16 protein-coding genes are annotated in these 18,303 nt (G+C 73.0%); 5 read left to right on the forward strand and 11 right to left on the reverse strand.

All coding sequences use genetic code 11. The features are described 5' to 3' along the window. Positions 1 to 217: 217 nt before the first annotated feature. From ACFV4F_RS38340 to ACFV4F_RS38375, 8 genes are all read right to left on the reverse strand, one after another. Positions 218 to 871, reverse strand: a complete 654-nt coding sequence (locus tag ACFV4F_RS38340) for a 4'-phosphopantetheinyl transferase (protein WP_380499646.1) — start codon at positions 869 to 871, stop codon at positions 218 to 220. Between the two features lie 97 nt (positions 872 to 968). Then, positions 969 to 3,302 carry an arylsulfatase gene (locus ACFV4F_RS38345; RefSeq protein WP_380509774.1) on the reverse strand — a complete coding sequence of 778 codons (2,334 nt, stop codon included), beginning with the start codon at positions 3,300 to 3,302 and terminating at the stop codon, positions 969 to 971. After that, positions 3,299 to 4,903 carry an ABC transporter ATP-binding protein gene (locus tag ACFV4F_RS38350; protein ID WP_380509777.1) on the reverse strand — a complete coding sequence of 535 codons (1,605 nt, stop codon included), beginning with the start codon at positions 4,901 to 4,903 and terminating at the stop codon, positions 3,299 to 3,301. The genes ACFV4F_RS38345 and ACFV4F_RS38350 overlap by 4 nt, the downstream gene beginning before the upstream one ends. Continuing rightward, positions 4,900 to 5,736, reverse strand: a complete 837-nt coding sequence (locus ACFV4F_RS38355; RefSeq protein ID WP_380509780.1) for an ABC transporter permease — start codon at positions 5,734 to 5,736, stop codon at positions 4,900 to 4,902. Before ACFV4F_RS38355 ends, ACFV4F_RS38350 begins: the two co-directional genes overlap by 4 nt. A gap of 4 nt (positions 5,737 to 5,740) precedes the next feature. Then, positions 5,741 to 6,685, reverse strand: coding sequence for an ABC transporter permease (locus ACFV4F_RS38360; protein ID WP_380447606.1), 945 nt, complete (start codon positions 6,683 to 6,685; stop codon positions 5,741 to 5,743). 11 nt (positions 6,686 to 6,696) lie between these two features. Then, the gene (locus ACFV4F_RS38365; protein ID WP_380509783.1) at positions 6,697 to 8,283 is read right to left on the reverse strand and encodes an ABC transporter substrate-binding protein; all 1,587 of its coding nucleotides are present in this window, start codon (positions 8,281 to 8,283) and stop codon (positions 6,697 to 6,699) included. 53 nt (positions 8,284 to 8,336) lie between these two features. After that, positions 8,337 to 9,299: a TauD/TfdA dioxygenase family protein gene (locus ACFV4F_RS38370; protein ID WP_380447602.1), complete on the reverse strand. Its 963-nt coding sequence runs from the start codon at positions 9,297 to 9,299 to the stop codon at positions 8,337 to 8,339. Between the two features lie 476 nt (positions 9,300 to 9,775). Then, positions 9,776 to 9,979, reverse strand: coding sequence for a hypothetical protein (locus tag ACFV4F_RS38375; RefSeq protein ID WP_380509786.1), 204 nt, complete (start codon positions 9,977 to 9,979; stop codon positions 9,776 to 9,778). Positions 9,980 to 10,222: 243 nt separating this feature from the next. On the opposite strand from ACFV4F_RS38375, the gene ACFV4F_RS38380 reads away from it, so the two are divergent. Then, positions 10,223 to 11,173: a phosphatidylinositol-specific phospholipase C gene (locus tag ACFV4F_RS38380; protein WP_380509789.1), complete on the forward strand. Its 951-nt coding sequence runs from the start codon at positions 10,223 to 10,225 to the stop codon at positions 11,171 to 11,173. A 136-nt stretch (positions 11,174 to 11,309) separates the two neighbouring features. Here the strand turns inward: ACFV4F_RS38380 and ACFV4F_RS38385 are convergent, their stop codons facing one another. After that, the gene (locus tag ACFV4F_RS38385) at positions 11,310 to 12,935 is read right to left on the reverse strand and encodes an alpha/beta hydrolase (protein ID WP_380447596.1); all 1,626 of its coding nucleotides are present in this window, start codon (positions 12,933 to 12,935) and stop codon (positions 11,310 to 11,312) included. Positions 12,936 to 13,193: 258 nt separating this feature from the next. Between ACFV4F_RS38385 and ACFV4F_RS38390 the strand changes: the two genes are divergently transcribed. The 4 genes from ACFV4F_RS38390 to ACFV4F_RS38405 all read left to right on the forward strand — a co-directional run bounded on the left by ACFV4F_RS38390 (position 13,194) and on the right by ACFV4F_RS38405 (position 15,873). Beyond that, positions 13,194 to 14,138, forward strand: a complete 945-nt coding sequence (locus ACFV4F_RS38390; protein ID WP_380509792.1) for a DUF6528 family protein — start codon at positions 13,194 to 13,196, stop codon at positions 14,136 to 14,138. A 266-nt stretch (positions 14,139 to 14,404) separates the two neighbouring features. Beyond that, positions 14,405 to 14,716 carry a hypothetical protein gene (locus ACFV4F_RS38395; RefSeq protein WP_380447592.1) on the forward strand — a complete coding sequence of 104 codons (312 nt, stop codon included), beginning with the start codon at positions 14,405 to 14,407 and terminating at the stop codon, positions 14,714 to 14,716. Continuing rightward, positions 14,713 to 15,261: an acyl-CoA thioesterase gene (locus ACFV4F_RS38400; RefSeq protein WP_380509794.1), complete on the forward strand. Its 549-nt coding sequence runs from the start codon at positions 14,713 to 14,715 to the stop codon at positions 15,259 to 15,261. The genes ACFV4F_RS38395 and ACFV4F_RS38400 overlap by 4 nt, the downstream gene beginning before the upstream one ends. A 216-nt stretch (positions 15,262 to 15,477) precedes the next feature. Beyond that, positions 15,478 to 15,873: a DUF2267 domain-containing protein gene (locus ACFV4F_RS38405; protein ID WP_380447588.1), complete on the forward strand. Its 396-nt coding sequence runs from the start codon at positions 15,478 to 15,480 to the stop codon at positions 15,871 to 15,873. Here the strand turns inward: ACFV4F_RS38405 and manA are convergent. Further along, positions 15,837 to 17,189, reverse strand: coding sequence for a mannose-6-phosphate isomerase, class I (manA, locus tag ACFV4F_RS38410; RefSeq protein WP_380509796.1), 1,353 nt, complete (start codon positions 17,187 to 17,189; stop codon positions 15,837 to 15,839). The genes ACFV4F_RS38405 and manA overlap by 37 nt on opposite strands. A gap of 84 nt (positions 17,190 to 17,273) precedes the next feature. Continuing rightward, positions 17,274 to 18,224: an ROK family protein gene (locus ACFV4F_RS38415; RefSeq protein ID WP_380509798.1), complete on the reverse strand. Its 951-nt coding sequence runs from the start codon at positions 18,222 to 18,224 to the stop codon at positions 17,274 to 17,276. Between the last annotated feature and the right edge of the window lie 79 nt (positions 18,225 to 18,303).

Here is an 18,303-nt window from a genome sequence, read left to right on the forward strand (position 1 = left end):
ACTCTGTGGGTGGGGTGTTCTCGCCGTTGGCAGTCTGAAAATCACCCGTCACGCCCCTCTCCGCGGCCACCCCCTCCGCCACCCCCTCCCGCAGCGCACCCTCTCGCTGGGGAGGGTTTGGGGGGAGGGGGGTGGTTGGGGTGGGTGCGTTGGTGCGGGGAGGGGGGTGGTTGGGGTGGGTGCGTTGGTGCGGGGTGGTTGGGGGTGTGGGGATCGGTTACGGGGTGACGGCGATGGCGGTGGCCAGGAGGCCGTCGCGGACTGACCAGCGGCCCTCGAAGCCGTCTATGCGGCGGGTGCCGACGATCGGGCCGGGGACCAGGAGGCGGGCTGTGAAGGTGCCGTCGGGGGAGAGGACGAGGTCGGCCTCGCTGGTGTCCAGGAACTTGCCGGTCAGCGGGAACCACGCCTTGTAGACGGACTCCTTGGCGCTGAACAGGATGCGGTCCCACGGGATGTCGGGGCGCAGCAGCAGCAGCGAGGCGATCCGCTTCTGCTCGTCGGGGAGGGAGATGATCTCCAGTACGTCGTCCGGGAGCGGCAGCGCGGGTTCGGCGTCGATGCCGACGGAGGCGAGGTCGGTGGCGCGGGCGACGACGGCGGCGCGGAACCCGTCGCAGTGGGTGAGGCTGCCGACGACGCCGTCCGGCCAGCTCGGCGCGCCCAGGTGGCCGGGGATGATGGGGCGGTAGGCGACGCCGAGGCGGGCGAGCGCGGCGCGGGCGCAGTGGCGGGCGGTGGTGAACTCGCGGCGGCGCTTGTCGACGGCCTTGGCGATGACGGCGGCCTCGGCGGGTTCGAGTCGGGCCTCCGGCGGGTCGTCGTACGCGACTTCGGCCGCCACGACGTCCGGCAGCAGGTCCCCGATCAATGCGTCCTCCCCTGGGTCGGTCGCGCGGGCCCCGCCGCGTCCTGTCGAGCCTAACGCGGCGGGGGCCGTGGGAACCGGGACTTGGCGATCTCGGCGGCTATTCGAAGGCGGCCGCCGCCGCCTGTAGTGCCCGGGCGACGGTTTCCGGGTCGTACGGTGCCGGGTCGCCGGGCACGTAGGTCACCGAGTGGAGGGCGCCGGTGTAGCGGAAGGAGCGGTGGCGTTCGTGGACGGGCCAGGAGACCGGGGACTTGCGGTCGACGCCGACGCTGATGCCCTGGAACGGTGCCATGCCGATGAGTTGGTGGACGGGCCCGAGCCGGCCGGTCTCCGCGCCGTCGACGTGCAGGCGGAACAGCCACTTGAGGTCGGCGACGGCCTCGGCCGCGACGGTGACGAGCCGGCTGCCGGCCGGGAGCGGTCCGGCGTCGGTCTCGTGCAGCTCGCCGTACTGGTTGTAGGCGAAGCGGAGGCGGCCGTCCTCGACGTAGAGGCTGTAGCCGCCGCCCTGGTCGCCGTGGGAGACGAGCACGCCCTGGTCGCCGTCCCGGTGGTCGTCGAGGGCGACCTCGATCGTGAAGGAGCGGAAGGCGATCAGCCGGGAGGAGCGGTAGCGTTCCAGCTCGGGGGTGCCGGGCAGCAGCGTGACCGGGCGCCGCAGGCGTTCGGCCTCGGGCCCGCGCAGGGCGAGGGCGCCGCTGCCGTCGGCGAGCGGGAAGACGCCGTTGCGCCAGGCGGCGGCCTCCCAGGCCTCCGACAACTCCTTGACCAGGCCGGGGTGTTCGGCGGCGACGTCGTGGATCTCGGTCGGGTCGGTGCGCAGGTCGTACAGGGCCCACTCGCCGTCGTCGTACGGCGTGCCGGGGCGGTGCAGCGTCACGAGCTTCCAGCCGTCGCGGTAGTAGCTGCGGTTGCCGGTCATCTCGCAGTACTGCTCGGAGTGCGTACTGGCCGCGCCGCTGTCGCGCAGGACGGAGGTGAAGCTGATGCCGTCCAGGGACTGCACTGGTTGGTGGTTTCGGGTCGATGGCCGGTCTACGGCTGCGAGTTCGAGCAGCGTCGGCAGGATGTCGGTCACGTACTGGTACTGCGTGCGGACGCCGGTGTCGCCCTCGGCGCGGGGGAGGCCGGCGGGCCAGGAGAGGACGAACGGGACGCGGACGCCGCCCGCGTACGTCTGGCCCTTGTAGAAGCGGAACGGGGTGTTGGAGGCCATGCCCCAGCCGCGCGGGTAGTGGACGAGGCTCTGCGGGCCGCCGATCAGCTCGATCTCCCGCTCGACGTCCGGGTTCCAGTCGTCGGGGAGGTCCGGGTGGTGGACGAACCGGCTGAAGTAGCTGCGGGTGCCCTCCGGGCCGCCCTCGCCGGTGCCGCCGTTGTCGCTGGTGAACACGATGATGGTGTTGTCGAGTTCGCCGAGGGCGGCCAGGGTGTCGGTGAGCCGGCCGAGGTTCTGGTCGACGTTGTCGACCATCGCCGCGTACACCTCCATGTAGCGGGCGTACAGCTTCTTCTGGACGTCGGTGAGCTCGTCCCAGGGGCCGACGTCGTACCCGGCCTCGGAGTTGCGGTCGGGCAGTTCGGTGCCGGGCGGGAAGTGGCCGGCGGCGAGCTGGCGGGCGAAGCGGGCGGCGCGCAGTTCGTCCCAGCCGCCGTCGTACCGGCCCTTGTGGCGGGCGAGGTCCTCGGGCTTGGCCTGGAGCGGGCCGTGGACGGCGTTGTGGGCCAGGTAGAGGAAGAAGGGCTTGTCCGCGTCGTGGGCGCGCAGGGACTTGACCATCGCGATGGCCTGGTCGGTGACGTCGTCGGTGTAGTAGTAGCCGTCGGGGAACTCGTCGATGTCCAACGGGCTGTTGTCGCGCACGAGTTGGTGAGGGTGGAACAGGCTGGTGAGGCCTTCGAGGACGCCGTAGTACTGGTCGAAGCCCTTCTGTAGCGGCCAGTTGGCGCGGTCGTCGGCGGCGCTGGAGGCGGAGTCGCGGGTCAGGTGCCACTTGCCGACGGCGTAGGTGGCGTAGCCGGCGTCGTGCAGGAGTTCGGCGAGGGTGGGGATGTCGCCGGCGACCTCCATGCCGTAGCCGGGGAAGCCGGGGTCGGCGTTGGCGACGAAGGAGTAGCCGACGCGGTGCGGGTTGAGGCCGGTGAGCAGGGCCGCGCGGGCGGGCGAGCAGAGCGGCATGGTGTGGTAGTTGGCGAGTTTGACACCGGTGGCGGCGAGCCGGTCGAGCGTGGGGGTGGGGATCTCGGCGCCGAACGGGCCGATGTCGCTGTAGCCCATGTCGTCGATGAGGACGACGACGATGTTCGGCGTGCCCTCGCGCGGTCGGACGCGGGCGGGCCAGGCGGGGGTGGACGCGCGGAAGGTGCGCCCGACGGTGCCGGGGAAGCCGGCGTACGGGTCGCGGCGGTGCGGGTCTGGAGAGGTGGTCACGCGGTGCTCCGGGTGGTGGGCCGGGCCTCGTCCGGACGGGGGACGGCGGCCAGGAGTTCGGCGGTGTACGGGTGTTCGGGGTTGGTGACGACGCGGTCGGCGGGGCCGGTCTCGACGATCCGGCCGCGGTGCATGACGGCGATCCGGTGGCTGACCCGGCGCACCACGGCGAGGTCGTGGGCGATGAACAGGACGGCGAGGCCGAGTTCGCGCTGGAGCCGGGTGAGCAGGTCGATGACCTGGGCCTGGATCGAGACGTCGAGCGCGGAGACCGGTTCGTCGCAGATCAGCACGCGCGGTTCGGGCGCCAGCGCCCTTGCGATGCCGATGCGTTGGCGTTGGCCGCCGGAGAAGGCGCGCGGGTGCCGGTCGGCCACCGCCGGGTCGAGGCCGACCTGGGTGAGCAGGTCGGCCACCCGGGCGGCGCGCGCGGCGCGGTCGCCGAGGCGGTGGGCGACGAGCGGCTCGGCGACGATCTGTCCGACGGTCATCCGGGGGTTGAGCGAGGAGTACGGATCCTGGAAGACCATCTGGATCTCTCGACGGGGCGTCCGGCCCAACGGTTCGCCGCCGTAGCGGATTTCACCGGCCGACGGGGCGTGGACCTGGACGAGCGCCTTCGCGAGCGTGGACTTGCCGGAGCCGGACTCGCCGACCAGGCCGAGCGTCTCGCCGGGGTGCAGCACGAGGTCGACGCCGTCGAGGGCGGTGACGGACCGGCGGCGGGAGCCGTAGGTCTTGCGCAATCCGTCGACGGTGAGCAGGGGTTGGGTGCCGGGGGTGCTGTTGGCGGCGGCCGTGGAGGGTTCATCGAGGCGTGGCACGGCTGACAGGAGTTGTCGGGTGTAAGGGTGTCGGGGGTCGGTGAGGATGTCGGCCGTGTCGCCCTGCTCGACGATCCGTCCTGCCCGCATGACCAGGAGCCGGCGGCAGGTGCGGGCGATCACGCCGAGGTCGTGGCTGATCACGACGAGGGCGGTGCCGCTCTCGCGGTTGATCCGGGTGAGCAGGCCGAGGATCTGCTGCTGGACGGTCGGGTCGAGCGCGGTGGTGGGCTCGTCGGCGACCAGCACCTCGGCGTCGTGGGCGAGCGCGAGGGCGATCATGATGCGCTGGCGCTGGCCGCCGGAGAACTGGTGCGGGTGGTCGCGCAGGCGGTCGGCGGCGTCCGGGATGCCGACCAGGTCGAGCAACTCAACGGCGCGTGCGGTGCGTTGGGCGCGCGGCAGGGAGCCGTGCGCGCGCAGCGCCTCGTCCAGCTGCCGGCCGATGGTGAGGACGGGATTGAGCGAGGACATCGGGTCCTGGAAGATCATCGCGATCCGCCTGCCGCGCAGCGCCCGCAGTCCGTCCTCGGGAAGGCCGGCGAGGTCCTGCCCGGCGAGTTCGACCGAGCCCGTGGTGATCCGGCCGCCGGGGGGCAGCATGCGGAGCAGAGCGAGGGCGGTCGTGGACTTGCCGGAGCCGGACTCGCCGACGATCCCGAGGGTGTCGCCGGGGGCGAGGCCGAAGTCCGCGCCGTCGACGGCCGGGGGTTCGGCGGCGGTTCGGGTGCCGTCGAACTCCACGGTGAGGTCGGTGACTCGGAGCACGGGCGTCATCGGCGGATCCCCCGGTTCAGGGCCTCGGCGAGCAGGGTGAAGCCGAGCACCAGCGCGGTGGTGGCGGCGAGCGGCCCGGCGGCGAAGGCGGGGTGGGTGGCGAGGTAGGCGACGGACTGGCTGAGGATGCTGCCGAGGGTGGGCTCGGGCGGCCGGACGCCGAGACCGAGGAAGCTCAGCGCGCCCTCGATGAACACGCCGACGGAGAGGGCGACGGCGGTCTGGACGATCAGCGGGTCCACGGCGTTCGGGACGACGTGCCGGAGGAGGACCCGCCGCCGGGTGGCGCCGCCGACGCGTGCGGCGACCGCGTAATCGCGTTCCCGCTGCACCAGGATCCCGGCGCGCAACTGGCGCCCGAAATAGGGGATTTCGGCGATCGCGATGATGACGACGACCGGCCAGCGGCCCGGTCCGAGCACGGCGGTGACGGCGAGCCCGAGGATCAGTCCGGGGAAGGAGAGCAGCAGGTCGAAGGCCCGCTGGACGGCGAGGTCGGCCCACCGGGAGGTGGCCGCGAGCAGTGCGAACGCGCAGCCGAGGAGCGCGCCGGCCGGCACGGCGAGCAGGACGATCCCGAGGTCGGCGGTGATCCCGTGCAGGACCCGGCTGAACAGGTCGCGGCCGAGGTCGTCGGTGCCGAGCGGGTGTCCGGCGCCCGGCCCGGCCAGGGCGAGCGGACCCTGGGCGTCCGGGTCGGCGTCGGTGAGCAGCGGGGCGAGCAGTCCGGCGAGGGCGGGCAGGCCGACGAGGGCCAGTCCGGCGAGGCCGCGCCAGGTCGACAGGCCTGTGAGGTAACGGTTTCGGGCAAGCGGAAGGGTGGTGGTGGTCATGGGGTCACTCCCAGCGGACGCGCGGGTCGAGCCAGGCGTGCACCAGGTCGGTGAGCAACTGGACGGTGACGTAGACGGCGACGACGAGCAGCAGGAGGTCCTGCACGACGGGGTAGTCGCGGCGCGCGACGCCCTGCTCGATCAGCTGGCCGAGCCCGGGCCAGGCGAAGATGCGTTCCACCAGGACTGCTCCGGCGATGAGTTGGCCGATCTGGAGGCCCAGCACGGTGACCGCGGGCGGCAGCGCGTTGGGCAGGACGTGCTGCCAGAGGATGCGCCGGCGGGAGACGCCGAGGGCGGTGGCGGTGCGGACGTAATCCTCGGCGAGGGCGCGCTCGATGCCGTCCTTGAGGTAGCGGGCGAGGATGGCGGCGCTGGGCAGGGCGAGGCAGACGGCGGGCATGAGGAGGTACTGGACGGCCAAGTCCGGTGCGTCGAGCAGGGATTCGTGTCCGCCGGCCGGGAGGATCCGGAGCGAGACGGCGAAGACCAGCACCAGGAGCACGCCGGTGACGAACGGCGGGACGGCGAGGACGGCGGTCGTCACGGCCCGGACGGCGGCGGCGACCGGGCGTCGTCCGGTGGTGGCGCCGAGGACGGCCAGCGGCACGGCGATTAGCACGACCAGGAGCAGGGCCCCGGCGGTGAGTTGGACGGTCGCGGCGATCCCGTCGCCGATCAGGTCGGCGACCTGCCCGCCGATCGCGTAGCTGGGCCCGAGGTCACCGCTGATCAGGTGCCCGAGCCAGCTCAGGTACTGGCCGAACAGCGGCTGGTCGAGCCCGAGTCGGGCGCGGATGGCGGCGACGGCGGCGGGTGAGGCGTCCGGGCCGGCGAGCGTGGTGGCCGGGTCGCCGGGGATCAGCCGGAGGATGAGGAAGACGAGGAAGGAGGCGAGGACGAGGACGAGCAGCCCGCTGGGGAGCCGTTTGAGCAGGAAGGTGCGCACGTGCGGCTCCATCAGGCCGTGAGGTGGGCGTCGTCGAGGTTGAGGTAGCTGTACTTGTTGAGGGTCGCGCCCTGGACCTTGCGGCCGGCGACCTCGACGAGTCCGGCGATGGCGAGGTCGATGACGAACGCCTCGTCCAGCAGGACGTCGGTGATCTGCCGGTAGAGGGCCGCGGCCTCGGGGCCGTCGCCGGCGGGGCGGTTCCAGGCCTTCTGCACGATGTCGGTGTAGGCCGGCGAGGAGAAGTGCGAGCTGTTCCTGGCCTCGTTGAACGGGTAGGCGCTCACCGCCAGGGTGGCGGGCTGGAGTTGGGCGAAGCCGTGGCTGAGCGTCCACAGCGCGGGCATGGTCTGGGCGATGAGCTGCTTCTGCATGGTCGGCGAGTCGGTGGGCTGGAGGACGAGCTCGATGCCGACCTGCTTGAGGTCGTACTGGAGGATCTGCGCGATCGCGGTCGAGCCGGGGTCGGCGGTGTGCGCGAACGGCAGGGTGATCGTGCCGAGCCCGGCCTCCTTGAGCAGCGCGCGGGCCCGGTCGGGGTCGTGGTGGTAGTGGGCGGCGTCGGCGTCGCCGTACGCGGGTGAGGACTTGGGCCAGGGGACGGAGGAGACGGTGCCGTAGCCGCCGAGCGCCTGCTGGACGAAGCGGTCGCGGTCGATCGCCCACGCGATGGCTTGGCGGACGCGCTTGTCGCCGACGTGCTCGGCGGTGACGTTGGCGCCGATGTAGTAGGCGCCGGCGCCGGTGTCGTACTGCTTGATCCGGAACTGCGGGTCGTCCTTGAGCGTGGCGACGTCCTTGCCGCGGACGTTGTAGGACAGGTGGGTCTGGCCGGTCCTGAGGGAGGACAGCAGGGATTCGGGCTGCGGGATGATCCGGATCTCGACGCCGTCGAGGTGGGGCCGCCCCGGGTTCCAGTAGGCGTCGTTGCGGGCGAAGGTGAGCGAGGAGCCGGGTTTGCGGTCGGTGAGGGTGAACGGGCCGGTGCCGATCAGCTTCGCCCCGGCGACGGCCTCCTCGACGGTGTCGCGATCCGGGATGATCATGAACTCGAAGAGGTCGAACAGATTGCTCACCGGGTGCGCGAGGACCAGTGTCAGCTCGAAGTCGCCGTTCTTGCGGAAGTCGGTGACGGTCGCGGCGGTGGACCGCAACTGGGCCGAGCGGACCGGGTTCTGGAGGTTCTGCACCGCGAACACGACGTCGTCGGCGGTGAACCGCCGTCCGTTGTGGAACCGGACGTCCTCGCGCAGCCGGAGCGTCACGCTCGTGCCGTCCGGGGCGACCTGCCACGAGGTGGCGAGCTCCGGCTGCGGGCGCAGTTGGTCGTCGTACCTGGTCAGCGTGTTGAAGACGAGCCGCTGGACGAGCGTGTTGGCGCTCTGGGCGAAGAGCAGGCTCGGCGTGACGTCGACGCCGGTGCCCACCGTCAGGACGCCGCCCTTGCGCGGGCCGGCCGAGGCGTCGGCGGCCGGGGCCGCCTGGTCGGCCGCCGACCGGCAGGCCGCGAGGGCCAGCAGGCCGGCTCCGGCGGCGCCGCCGCGCAGCAGGGCGCGGCGGGTGAGGCCGGGGGCGGGGGGAGTGGTGGATGCGGTCATCGGGCGGGTCCTTCGGTGCTGGCGCAGGGACGGCGGTGGGCGTGGGCGCGGGGTCAGGCGGCCGGTTCGAGGTCCTTGCCGAGCTCCTTGTCGAGTTCCTCGGCGGGGACGAGGCCGGCCACGCGCGGCGGGTCGACGGGCGCCAGGAGCCGGCTCGGCGTGCCGTCGACGCCGACCGGGAGGTCGCCGTCCAGGGTGATCCGGCGCACCAGGCGGGGCTCGTCGCCGTAGTCGTTGACGGCGTAGTGCTGGGTGGCGCGGTTGTCCCAGATCGCGACGTCGCCGACCTGCCAGTCCCAGCGGACGGTGTTCTCCAGCCGCTCGACGTAGCGCTGGAAGATGCCGATCAGCGCCCGGCCGTCGGCGCCGGAGACGCCCTGGATGCTCTGCGCGAACGCGCCGAGCAGCAGGGTTCGTTCGCCGGTGACGGGGTGCACGCGGACCACCGGGTGCTCGGTCTTGAACGCGGTGGAGACGAACACCTCGCGGAACAGCTTCGCCACCTCGGCGTTGTCCGCGAGCTCGGGGCGCAGGGCGAGGTTCGCCGCGTAGTCGTAGTCGTTGGTGTGGACGGCGCGCAGGCCGTCGGCGAGGGCCTTGAGCGGCGTGGGGAGGTCCTGGTAGGCGGCGGCGGTGTTCGCCCACACCGTGCTGCCGCCGGCCTGCGGGAGTTCGAGCGCGCGGAGGATGGAGGCCTTCGGGTAGGAGGGGACGAACGTGACGTCGGTGTGCCAGTTGTTGGCCCGCACGCCCTTCGTGGCATCGAGCTCGAAGACGTACCGGCCGTCGGCGCTGGGCACGGTGGGGTGGCCGACCGGGTGCCCCAACAGGCGGGCGAACGCCTCGTGTTCGGCGTCGTCGAGGTGCTTCTGGCCGCGGAAGAACAGCACCTTGTGCTCGTACAGGGCGGCTTCGAGGGCGGCCACGGTGTCGGCGGGCAGGTCGCCGCCGAGGCGGACGTCGTGGACGATCGCGCCGATCCGGCCGGCGGCGGGGGTGAGGCGGAGGTCGGTCATGGTGGATGTCCCTTCGAATCCCCTGGCGGGGACGGGTGATGGCAGCAGCGGCCCGTGGTCCGGGCACGGCTGGGCCGGGGCGAGCGAGCGGGCGGGGTGGGGCGGCACGGCGGAGGGCGTGCGGGGAGCGGTCGGTGCGCTCGGGGGCCGGTGGGTGCGCCCGGAGGTGTGGGGCGGTCAGAGCGCCCGGGTGCCGCGACAACAGCGGCGGGCGGGGAGGGCGGCGGCGCGCGGGACGCGCTGGACGGCGGTGTGCACGGGCCCTCCTTCCGGCTCGCTGCGACGCGGTTCGGGGCTCATCGTGCTGAAGGCCGTGGGCCGATGTCAATCGGCATCTTGGCTGGTGGGAACGGGTGTTGCGGCGCTGTGACGGTGTGTTGCGGGATGTGTCGCGCGGTGGCGGGCGCGTGTTTCCGGGCAACGCGAAGCCGCCACCGGCGGTGTGTGCCGGTGGCGGCTTCGGTGGCGGACGCGGTCTACTGCCCCAGGAGCCGGGCGAAGTCCAGCCCGAGGCTGCCGAGCACCGGCAGTGCGCCGAGGTCGGTGACGGCGCCCACGGGGATGCTGTAGCCCTGGTTCACCTCGCGGGCCTGGGGCGCGGCGGTCGCGGTCGCGGCGGTCGCGGCGGCGGGGACGGCGAGGGCGCCGAGGAGCAGGGCACTGAGCAGGGCGGTGCGCATGGGCGGGCCTCCGGAGGCTGGCGTGATGGCCTGACAACGCCGGCGGCGGCGGTGCGGTCACGCGGCTTCGCCCCTTCGGCCGTATTCGTCATGATTCCCGACTTGTGTTCATGGCCGTACGGAGGCGGTTCGGTGAGGACCGTGCGCGCGTGAACCACCTTGCCCCCTGGGCACGTTGGAGCATAGTGAGAGCACCACTTCCTGCGGGCGCCCCGCCGGGCGCCCCCGAGTCCGGGAGTACGGATGAGCCTCATGCCCCGCCGCACAGCCCTGAAGGCCGGTGCCGCCGCGCTCGCCGCCGGCGCGCTGACCGCCCCCGCGACCGCCCCCGCCGTCGCGGCGGGCCGCGTGCCGCGCGCCGCGGAGGTCGACGACCGGGAGTGGATGGGCCGTCTCGACGACGGCGTCCCGCTGACCGGCTTGACCGTCCCGGGCACCCACGACTCCTGTTGTACGGACCCCCTCCACGGCACGGAGTGGTCGCACACCCAGAACTGGGGCATCCCCGACCAACTCCAGCGCGGCATACGGTTCCTGGACATTCGCTGCAACGGACTCGAAGGCACGGCGAGCGAGTTGGGGATCTACCACAGCGACAACTACCAGTACATCCGGCTCCAGGACGTGCTCAACCAGTGCACCTCGTTCCTGAGCGCGCATGCGGGGGAGGTCGTGGTGATGCGGATCAAGAACGAGTACGCGGGCGGCAACCGGCTCGACGCGGCCGAGTTCCAGCGCCGGATCGACTACTACCTGGACGACTTCGGCTTCCGGCGCTGGTTCTGGACGGACGCCCGCTGGCCCGCCCTGGGCGAGGCGCGCGGGAGGATCGTGTTGGTGGCCGACTTCGACAACCCGTGGTCGGTCATCCAGTGGTCCAGCGGCACCAACGACTGGTTCGACACCCAGGACCGCTGGGACGGCGTCGAGAACTCCCAGAAGGCGCGGCTCGTCACGGCCCAGTTCGACAGGGCCTTCCTGGACCCGGGCGCGACGCGGATGTTCGCGAACTTCACCAGCTTCTCCGGCGGTCTCGACTTCCCGCGGCACAACGCCCGGTTCATCATGCCCGAGGTGTTCGCCTACCTCGATGCGCGGAAGGCCGAGCGGGCCCGGTTCGGCATCGTCCCGATGGACTTCCCCGACCAGTACTCGGCGATCCTCCGGTTGCTGATCGACAAGAACTTCGTGTGAGGAGCCCGGGCCGCGGGCCGGGGCCGGGGGGGGGGGGGGGGGCCCCCCCCCCCCCCCGGGGGCCGCGGGGGAGGGGGGTGCGCCCGCAGCCCGGCGACCCCCCCCGCCGCCGCGGGCCCCCCCCCACGGAGGTGAGTCACCGCAGGACGCCGTGCACGGCCTCCGGGTCGGTGGGCGACAGCGGCGCCGCCGGGGCCGCGGTCTTGGCGGTGAGGGTGGGCGGCGGCGTCACCAGTACGGGGGCCGGATCGGCCTCCGGGGCGCAGGTCTTGGCGACGCGGCCCTTGCCGTCGGGGAGGCTGCCGTCGCGCAGGTAGGCGGTGAAGGTGTCGTCCAGGCACGCGTTGCCGTGGAAGAGGATCTCGTGGAAGCTGCCGCCGTCCTGCACGACCAGCTTGCTGCCCGGAAGCGCGTCGTGCATCGCGAGGCCGCCCTCGTACGGGGTGGCGGCGTCCTCGGTGGCCTGGAAGAGGAGGACGGGCGGGAGGCCCTTGCCGGTGATCTTCAGCCGGCCGGCCTGGTTGCCCTGGTAGGGCCAGAACATGCAGGCGGCGTTGTACCACATGTTGTTATAGGTGTAGAACGGCGCTTCGGCGTTGACCTTGGCCTGGTCCTTCTTCCAGGTCTCCCAGTCGCGCGGCCACGCGTTCTCGGTGCACTGCGCGGCGTTGTAGGCGGGGAACGTGCCGTCGTCGGAGCCGGGCGCGGCGTACTTGTTGTAGGCGATGTTCAGCGGCCGGGTGTCGTGCTGGACGAGGTAGGAGGACAGGACGGTCGCCATCCGGGGCCAGCGCAGGAAGTTGTAGCCGCCGCCGTAGAAGGTGTCCTCGAACTCGGCCGGGCCGATCTTGCCGGGCGCGGGCGCGGCGTCGACCGGGTCCTTCCGCAGGGCGTCCTCGACCTGGGCGTACGCCTTCTCGACGGCGGCCCGGTCGGTGCCGAGGTGGTAGACGGAGTCGGCCTTGGCGGCCCAGTCGGCGAAGGCGTCGAAGCGGCGCTGGTGCTCCTTGTCCTGCAGGATGTTGTGGTCGTACCAGCTGATGGTCGGTCCGACGATGCTGTCGAGCACCATCCGGCGGACGTGCTTCGGGAAGAGCTGGCCGTACGTCGAGCCCAGTGAGGTGCCCCACGAGCCGCCGTAGAAGTTGATCTTCTGGACGCCCAGGGCGCGGCGGATGCTGTCCATGTCGCGCGCGTTGTCGACCGTCGTCATGTGCGGCAGCAGCCAGGACCAGTCGGCCGCGCAGTCGGCGGCGTACCCGGCGGCCTTCTTCAGCCATGCCTTCGACGTGCCCTGGCTCACCTGGTAGTCGGGGCGCTCGGCGTCGAAGTAGTGGGCGTCGCAGACGACATGGGGGTCGCTGGCGTTGGTGCCGCGCGGGTCGAAGCCAATCCAGTCGTAGGTGGAGGCGACGTCCTTCGGGATCTGCCCGGAGATGTAGGCGGGCATCCAGAGGCCGGAGTCGCCGGGGCCGCCCGGGTTGAGCAGGATCGGGCCCTGCTGCTTGTCCTTGGGGGCGGTGGCGGGCAGCCGGTTCAGCTTGATCTTGATCTTCCGGCCGTGCGGGTCGGCGTAGTTCACGGGGACGTCGAGCATCGCGCACTGGAGCGCCGGCGTGGTGGCGTCGTTGCAGGAGCTCCAGACGAGGCTGCCCTGGCCGGTGTCCTCCAGGGCGGCGGTGTCGGGCTCGGCGGCGGAGGCGGCTCCGCCCAGGGCGGCGACGGCCGCGGCGGCCGAGAGGAGGGCGATGACTTTTCTCATGGGGAGCATGATGTGATACGTGAAATGGTACTGCCAGGGGCCCGACCGGACTTTACCAAGGCTTGACCGGTGTGGAGTCGGGTCGGAGTCGGACTGGATGCGGATCGGAGTCGGGTCGGATCTGGGCGGCGGGCCTGCGGGGTGGGGCGGCGAGGGTGCAGGGAGGTCGGGCGACGGTTCGCACGCCCGTTCGGCTGCGTGTGCCGTGCGGCGGGCGCGCGGGCCCGGCACGGTGGTGGCGTGCCGAGGAGGACGCTCGTGGGCCTGTGTGCCCTGCTGCTCTGCGCGCCCGCCGCCGGGGCGTACGCGGTCGAGCCCGGCTGGGCGGTGGCCGTCGTCGACCAGGGGTCGCGGCGCGTGCTCGTCCTGCAGAGCGCCGAGGAGCTGATGGCCTACCGGGGCCCCGACCGGCTGCCCGTCGTCTGGAGCTGGAGCGCCGACCTGGCGCCCGACCTCGCCGACCTCGGGCCCGCCACCACGTGGACCGCTCCGGACGAGGCCAAGAGCCGAATACGCGGCGGCCGGCGCTTCCTGCTCGTCACCGCCTCCGGCGGCCTCGCCGCCGTCGTGGACACCACCACCGGCGCGACCCGCTGGGCGACCGACGCCGGGGCGGCGGCCAACCCGCACAGCATCGAGCTGCTCCCCGACGGCAACGTCGCCGTGGCCGCGAGCGAGGGCGGCTGGGTGCGCGTCTACACCGCCTCGCAGGGGCCGCGGGCCACCGCGCACGCCGAGTACCCGCTCCCCGGCGCGCACGGCGTCCAGTGGGACCGGCGCACCGGCCTGCTCTGGGCGCTCGGCGACGACGAACTGACCGCCCTCCGCGTCGGCGGCACCCCGGCTGCGCCCGCGCTGACCGCCGTCCGCGCCGTCCCGCTGCCCGGCCGCGGCGGGCACGACCTCGCGCCCGTCCTCGCCGCGCCGGGACGGTTCTGGGTGAGCACCCTGACCGCGCTCTGGCAGTACGACACCGCCGCCGGCCGCTTCACCCCCGTCCGGCTCGCCGACCGCGCCGCCGAGCGCGACCTCAAGAGCGTCGGCGACGAACCCGGCACCGGGCGCCTCCTCACCGTCGCCCCCGAGCACACCGCGCCGTGCGACTGGTGCACCTCCGTCCTGACCTTCCACCGGCCCGGCGGCACCCGGGTCCTGCGCGGCACCCACCTCTACAAGGCGCGCTGGTGGGGCGGGGGTTGGTGACGGCGGCCGCGGCACCAGGGGTGGCGGAGGGTGGCGAATACACGCCCCGCGCCGGAGCATTCGGCTGATGCGGCATATTTTGTGCCCCGCCAAACTACTCCAATGGAAGTGAGTTTCCCTTGATCGTCCGCAAACCTGTCGCGGGCCGTGCGGGCTGGGATAGCGTCCGTTCCGCCCGGGGGTGGTCCGACCGTTCCCCCCGGCGTAATCCGACGCATTCGACCAGGGCCGGGCCCTGCCCTGCCGCGACTTTTCCGGGAGAAAACATGCGCAATTGCGTTTCCGAGCAGCAGCCCGCCGCGGTCGACGATCTGCGCCTCGCGGTCGACTCGCTGGCCGCCTTCCCGGCCCGCAGCGCGGCCGGCGGCTCCGACGTCACCGAGCGCCTGGCCGCCGTCGCCGAACTCTGCCGCTCGGTCGACGCGGTGCTCGACAGCCTGGTCGTGCAGACCGCCGCCGAGGCCGCGGAGGAGGGCTGGACCGCGGCCCGCATGGCGAGCGAACAGTCCGCCTACTACGCCAGGTTGCAGCGGGCGCTGCTCCCCGCCGAGACCGGCGCCGGGCTGACGCGGCAGTGAGCGCCCTGCACCCGTGCGCGCACGTGCTGGCCTGCCCCACCCGGTGGAGCGACGTCGACGAGAACGGGCACATCAACAACGCCCGGCTGGTCGGCTACGTCCAGGAGGGGATTTACGACCTGTTCCGCCACCACGCGACCGCCGTGCGGGAATCGCTCTTCCCGTCCGGATTCATCATCGCGCGGCACGAGATCGATTACCTGGAACAGTTGCATCACCGGCCCGAGCCATTGTCCGTCCGGCTCTCCGTCGAACGGCTCGGGCGTAGTTCCGCACACGTCGAGGTGAATGTCTGCCGGGAACCACTCGTCTTTATGCGGGCCCGCACCGTGGTGGTCGCCAGGGACCGTGAATCCGGGCGTTCGCGGAAACTCAGCCAGAGCGAACGGCGATTTCTCTCCGGGTTTATGCCGGAGTGCCTTCGGGCCGACGCGGTCGCGCCGACGGCGCCGCCGTCCGGGCCGCCGCAGTGGGTCCCGGTCAGGGCCGGCGGGCCCACCGCGGCGCGCCGCACGCGCCGGCGGTGCCGCGCCTCCGCGGCCTGACGGACCGGGTCGAATTCGGGTGTGATCGACAATGGCGTCGGTCCGCCCGCCCGCCCTTCCGCAGTACGCTGAGCAGCACGGGCACCGGTACGTTCGGCGTCGGTGACGTGCTGCGTCGGTCCCCCCGCGCACGCTGGTCGCATTCCGCTCCCGGCCGCCGCGGCAGTCGTCGCCGCCGTTTTCCCGCCGGTACCCACCGGGCGGAAGGAGGACGCGATGACCATTTCCTCGGAGGACTTCCTCGACCGCGTCGTCGAACGCGGGGAGTACGGGGGCCGCGCGGAGGCCGACCACGCCACCCGCGTCGTGCTCGCCCTGCTCGGCGAGCACCTGGTCGGCGGCGAACGGGGCGAGCTCGCCGAGGCCCTGCCCGGCGCCTATGCCACCCTCCTGCGCGACGCCGCACCGACCTGCGCACCGCTGACCGCCGAGCGCTTCGTCGAGGCCGTCGTCGGCTGGATCGACGGGGCCACCCCGGCGACCGCGCAGTGGGACATCGGGGCCGTCCTCAGCACCACCGTCGACCTCGCGCCCGGGGACCTCGTCGATCGCGTGCTCGACCAGCTCCCCGACGGCTACGACCTGCTCTTCGGCCACCCGCTGCCCGCCTGAGCCGGCGCGCCGGTGGTGGCGCGGAACACCTCGGCGCCCGGGCCGGTCAGCCACACCGGCCCGGCGCCCGGGCGCAGGTAGGCGGCGGCTCCGCGAGGGAGGTCGAGGACGGCTCCGTCGGGGGACCGGAGGCGGGCTGCGGCCTCCGTGCAGAGGAGGATCTGGGGGGTGGGGAGGTCGGCGCGGGTGGGGCACTCGGTGGGGTGGAGCCTGGAGAGGCTGAATTCGGGGGTGGGGGTTGGGAATTGTCCCTCGTCGGTGGGGTCGAGGACGTCTGCTTCGGACGGGTCGAAGCATGTCACGGCGAGGAGATCGTCCACGTCGACGTGCTTCGGTGTGAGGCCGCAGCGCAGCACGTTGTCGGAGTTCGCCATCAACTCCACGCCCGTGCCTCGCAGATACGCGTGGGGGACTCCGGCTCCGAGGTAGAGCGCCTGGCCGGGGGCCAGCCGGACGTGGTTGAGAAGCAGGGCGGCGATGAGGCCGGGGTCGCCGGGGTGCTCGTCGGCGGCGCGGGCGTAGGCGGCGCAGGCCTCGGCGTACGGGCTGTCGGTGGCGGCGATACGGTGTAAATGTGCTGCGAGGGTGGCGAGTTCGGAGTGGGTGGGGCGGGTCTTGGTGAAGGCTTCGCGTAGCAGGTCGGGGAGGACCTCGGTGGCGGGGCGGCGGCTGCGGAGGGCGTCGGCCCAGGGCGCGAGCATCGGGACGTCGCGGGTGTCGCGGGTGTTGGGGGTGTCGCGGGTGTTGACGGTGTTGAGGGTGTTGGGGGTGTCGCGGGTGTTGGGGGTGTCGCGGGTGTTGACGGTGTTGAGGGTGTCGAGGAGGTCGGCGGTGGCGGCGGTCGGCCTGAAGCCGCACAGGGCCTCGAAGTCGGTGAGGGCGCAGAGCAGTTCGGGCTTGTGCTCGCGGTCCTTGTACATCCGCTCGGGCGCGTCGAGCGGGATGCCGCGCGCCTCCTCGTCGTCGTACCCTGCGGCCGCCTGCGCCCGGGTGGGGTGCACCTGGATGGACAGCGGCCGGTCGGCGGCGAGCACCTTGAGGAGGAACGGGAGTACCGGGCCGAAGCGGTGGACGGTGTCGGGGCCGAGCAGGGTGTCGGGGGCGGCGGCGATCAGTTCGTCGAGTGGGCGCGGAGTGGTGGGGCCGTCGGGGTCGAGGAGGAGGGACGGGGCGGACGGGTGCGCGCCCATCCACAGCTCGGCCTGTGGCGCGCCGGTCGGTGCTGTGCCGGTCAGCTCGGGGATGGCGGTGAGGGAGCCCCAGGCGTAGGTGCGGACCGGGTTGTGAAGCAGGGCGAAGGGAGGGAGAAGGTGCATGGCGGGTCTCCCGGGGGTCGGGGGTGGTGCGCGGTGCGTGGCGCGTGGTGCATGGCGCGTGGTGCGTGGCGCGTGGCGTGCGGGTCAGCGGCAGAGGGCGGCGGCGCCGATCAGGCCCGCATCGGTGCCGAGTTCGGCGTGGCGGACGTCGAGGCCCCGGACGTACGGCAGGGCGGCGTACTCGTCGAGGTACCGGGCGAGCGGGGTGAACAGCAGCTCCCCGGCGGTGGCGACTCCTCCGCCGATCACCACCCGGTCGAGGTCCACGAGCGTGGCGGTGGCGGCGATCCCGGCCGCCAGGGCCTTGGCGGCACGGTCGAAGGAGGCCAGCGCGATCCGGTCGCCGGCGGTGGCGGCTTCGGCGACGGCGCGGGCCGAACGGTCCTCCCCGGCCGGCTGCCAGCCCTCGGCGAGTGCCCGGCGGGCGATCGCCGTGCCGCTGGCGATGCCCTCCAGACAGCCCCGCGAACCGCACGGGCAGGGCTCGCCGTCCAGGTCGACCGTGATGTGGCCGAGGTGACCCGCGTTCCCGCTCGGGCCGGGCCGGACGGAGCAGTCCAGGACCAGGCCCGCGCCGACGCCCGTCGACACCACCAGGCACAACGCGTTCGCGGCGCCCCGCGCGGCACCCCGCCAGTGCTCGGCGGCGGCCATCGCGACGCCGTCCCCGGCCAGGTGTACGGGCAGGTGGCGGGCGGCCACGGCCGGGTGTGCGGCTGATTCGGCGACGAGCGGGAAGCCGCGCCAGCCGGGGATGTTGACCGGGCTCACCGTGCCCTGGACGAGATCCACCGGGCCGGCGCTGCCGATGCCGAGGGCGGTCACTGCGGCCCAGTCCGGTGATCCGGCCAGCTGGTCCAGCACCTTGTGCACGACGGCGAACACCGCCCCGGCCGGCTCCTGGGCGGGGGTCGGCAGCTGGACCCGGTGGTGGAGCCGCCCGAGGTCGTCGACCAGTGCCCCGGCGATCTTCGTGCCGCCGATGTCGATGGCGGCGAACAGGGGGGCGAGGGTGTTGGCGGGGGCGGCGGGCATCGGGGACGGCTCCTGTTGGGGGTGATGGTTGGTGGGGTTGTGGTTAGCGTAGTGGGGGCCGCTGCGCGGGGCTTGGGGG

It is taken from the genome of Kitasatospora sp. NPDC059722, assembly GCF_042733235.1.
Taxonomy (GTDB): Bacteria; Actinomycetota; Actinomycetes; order Streptomycetales; family Streptomycetaceae; genus Kitasatospora.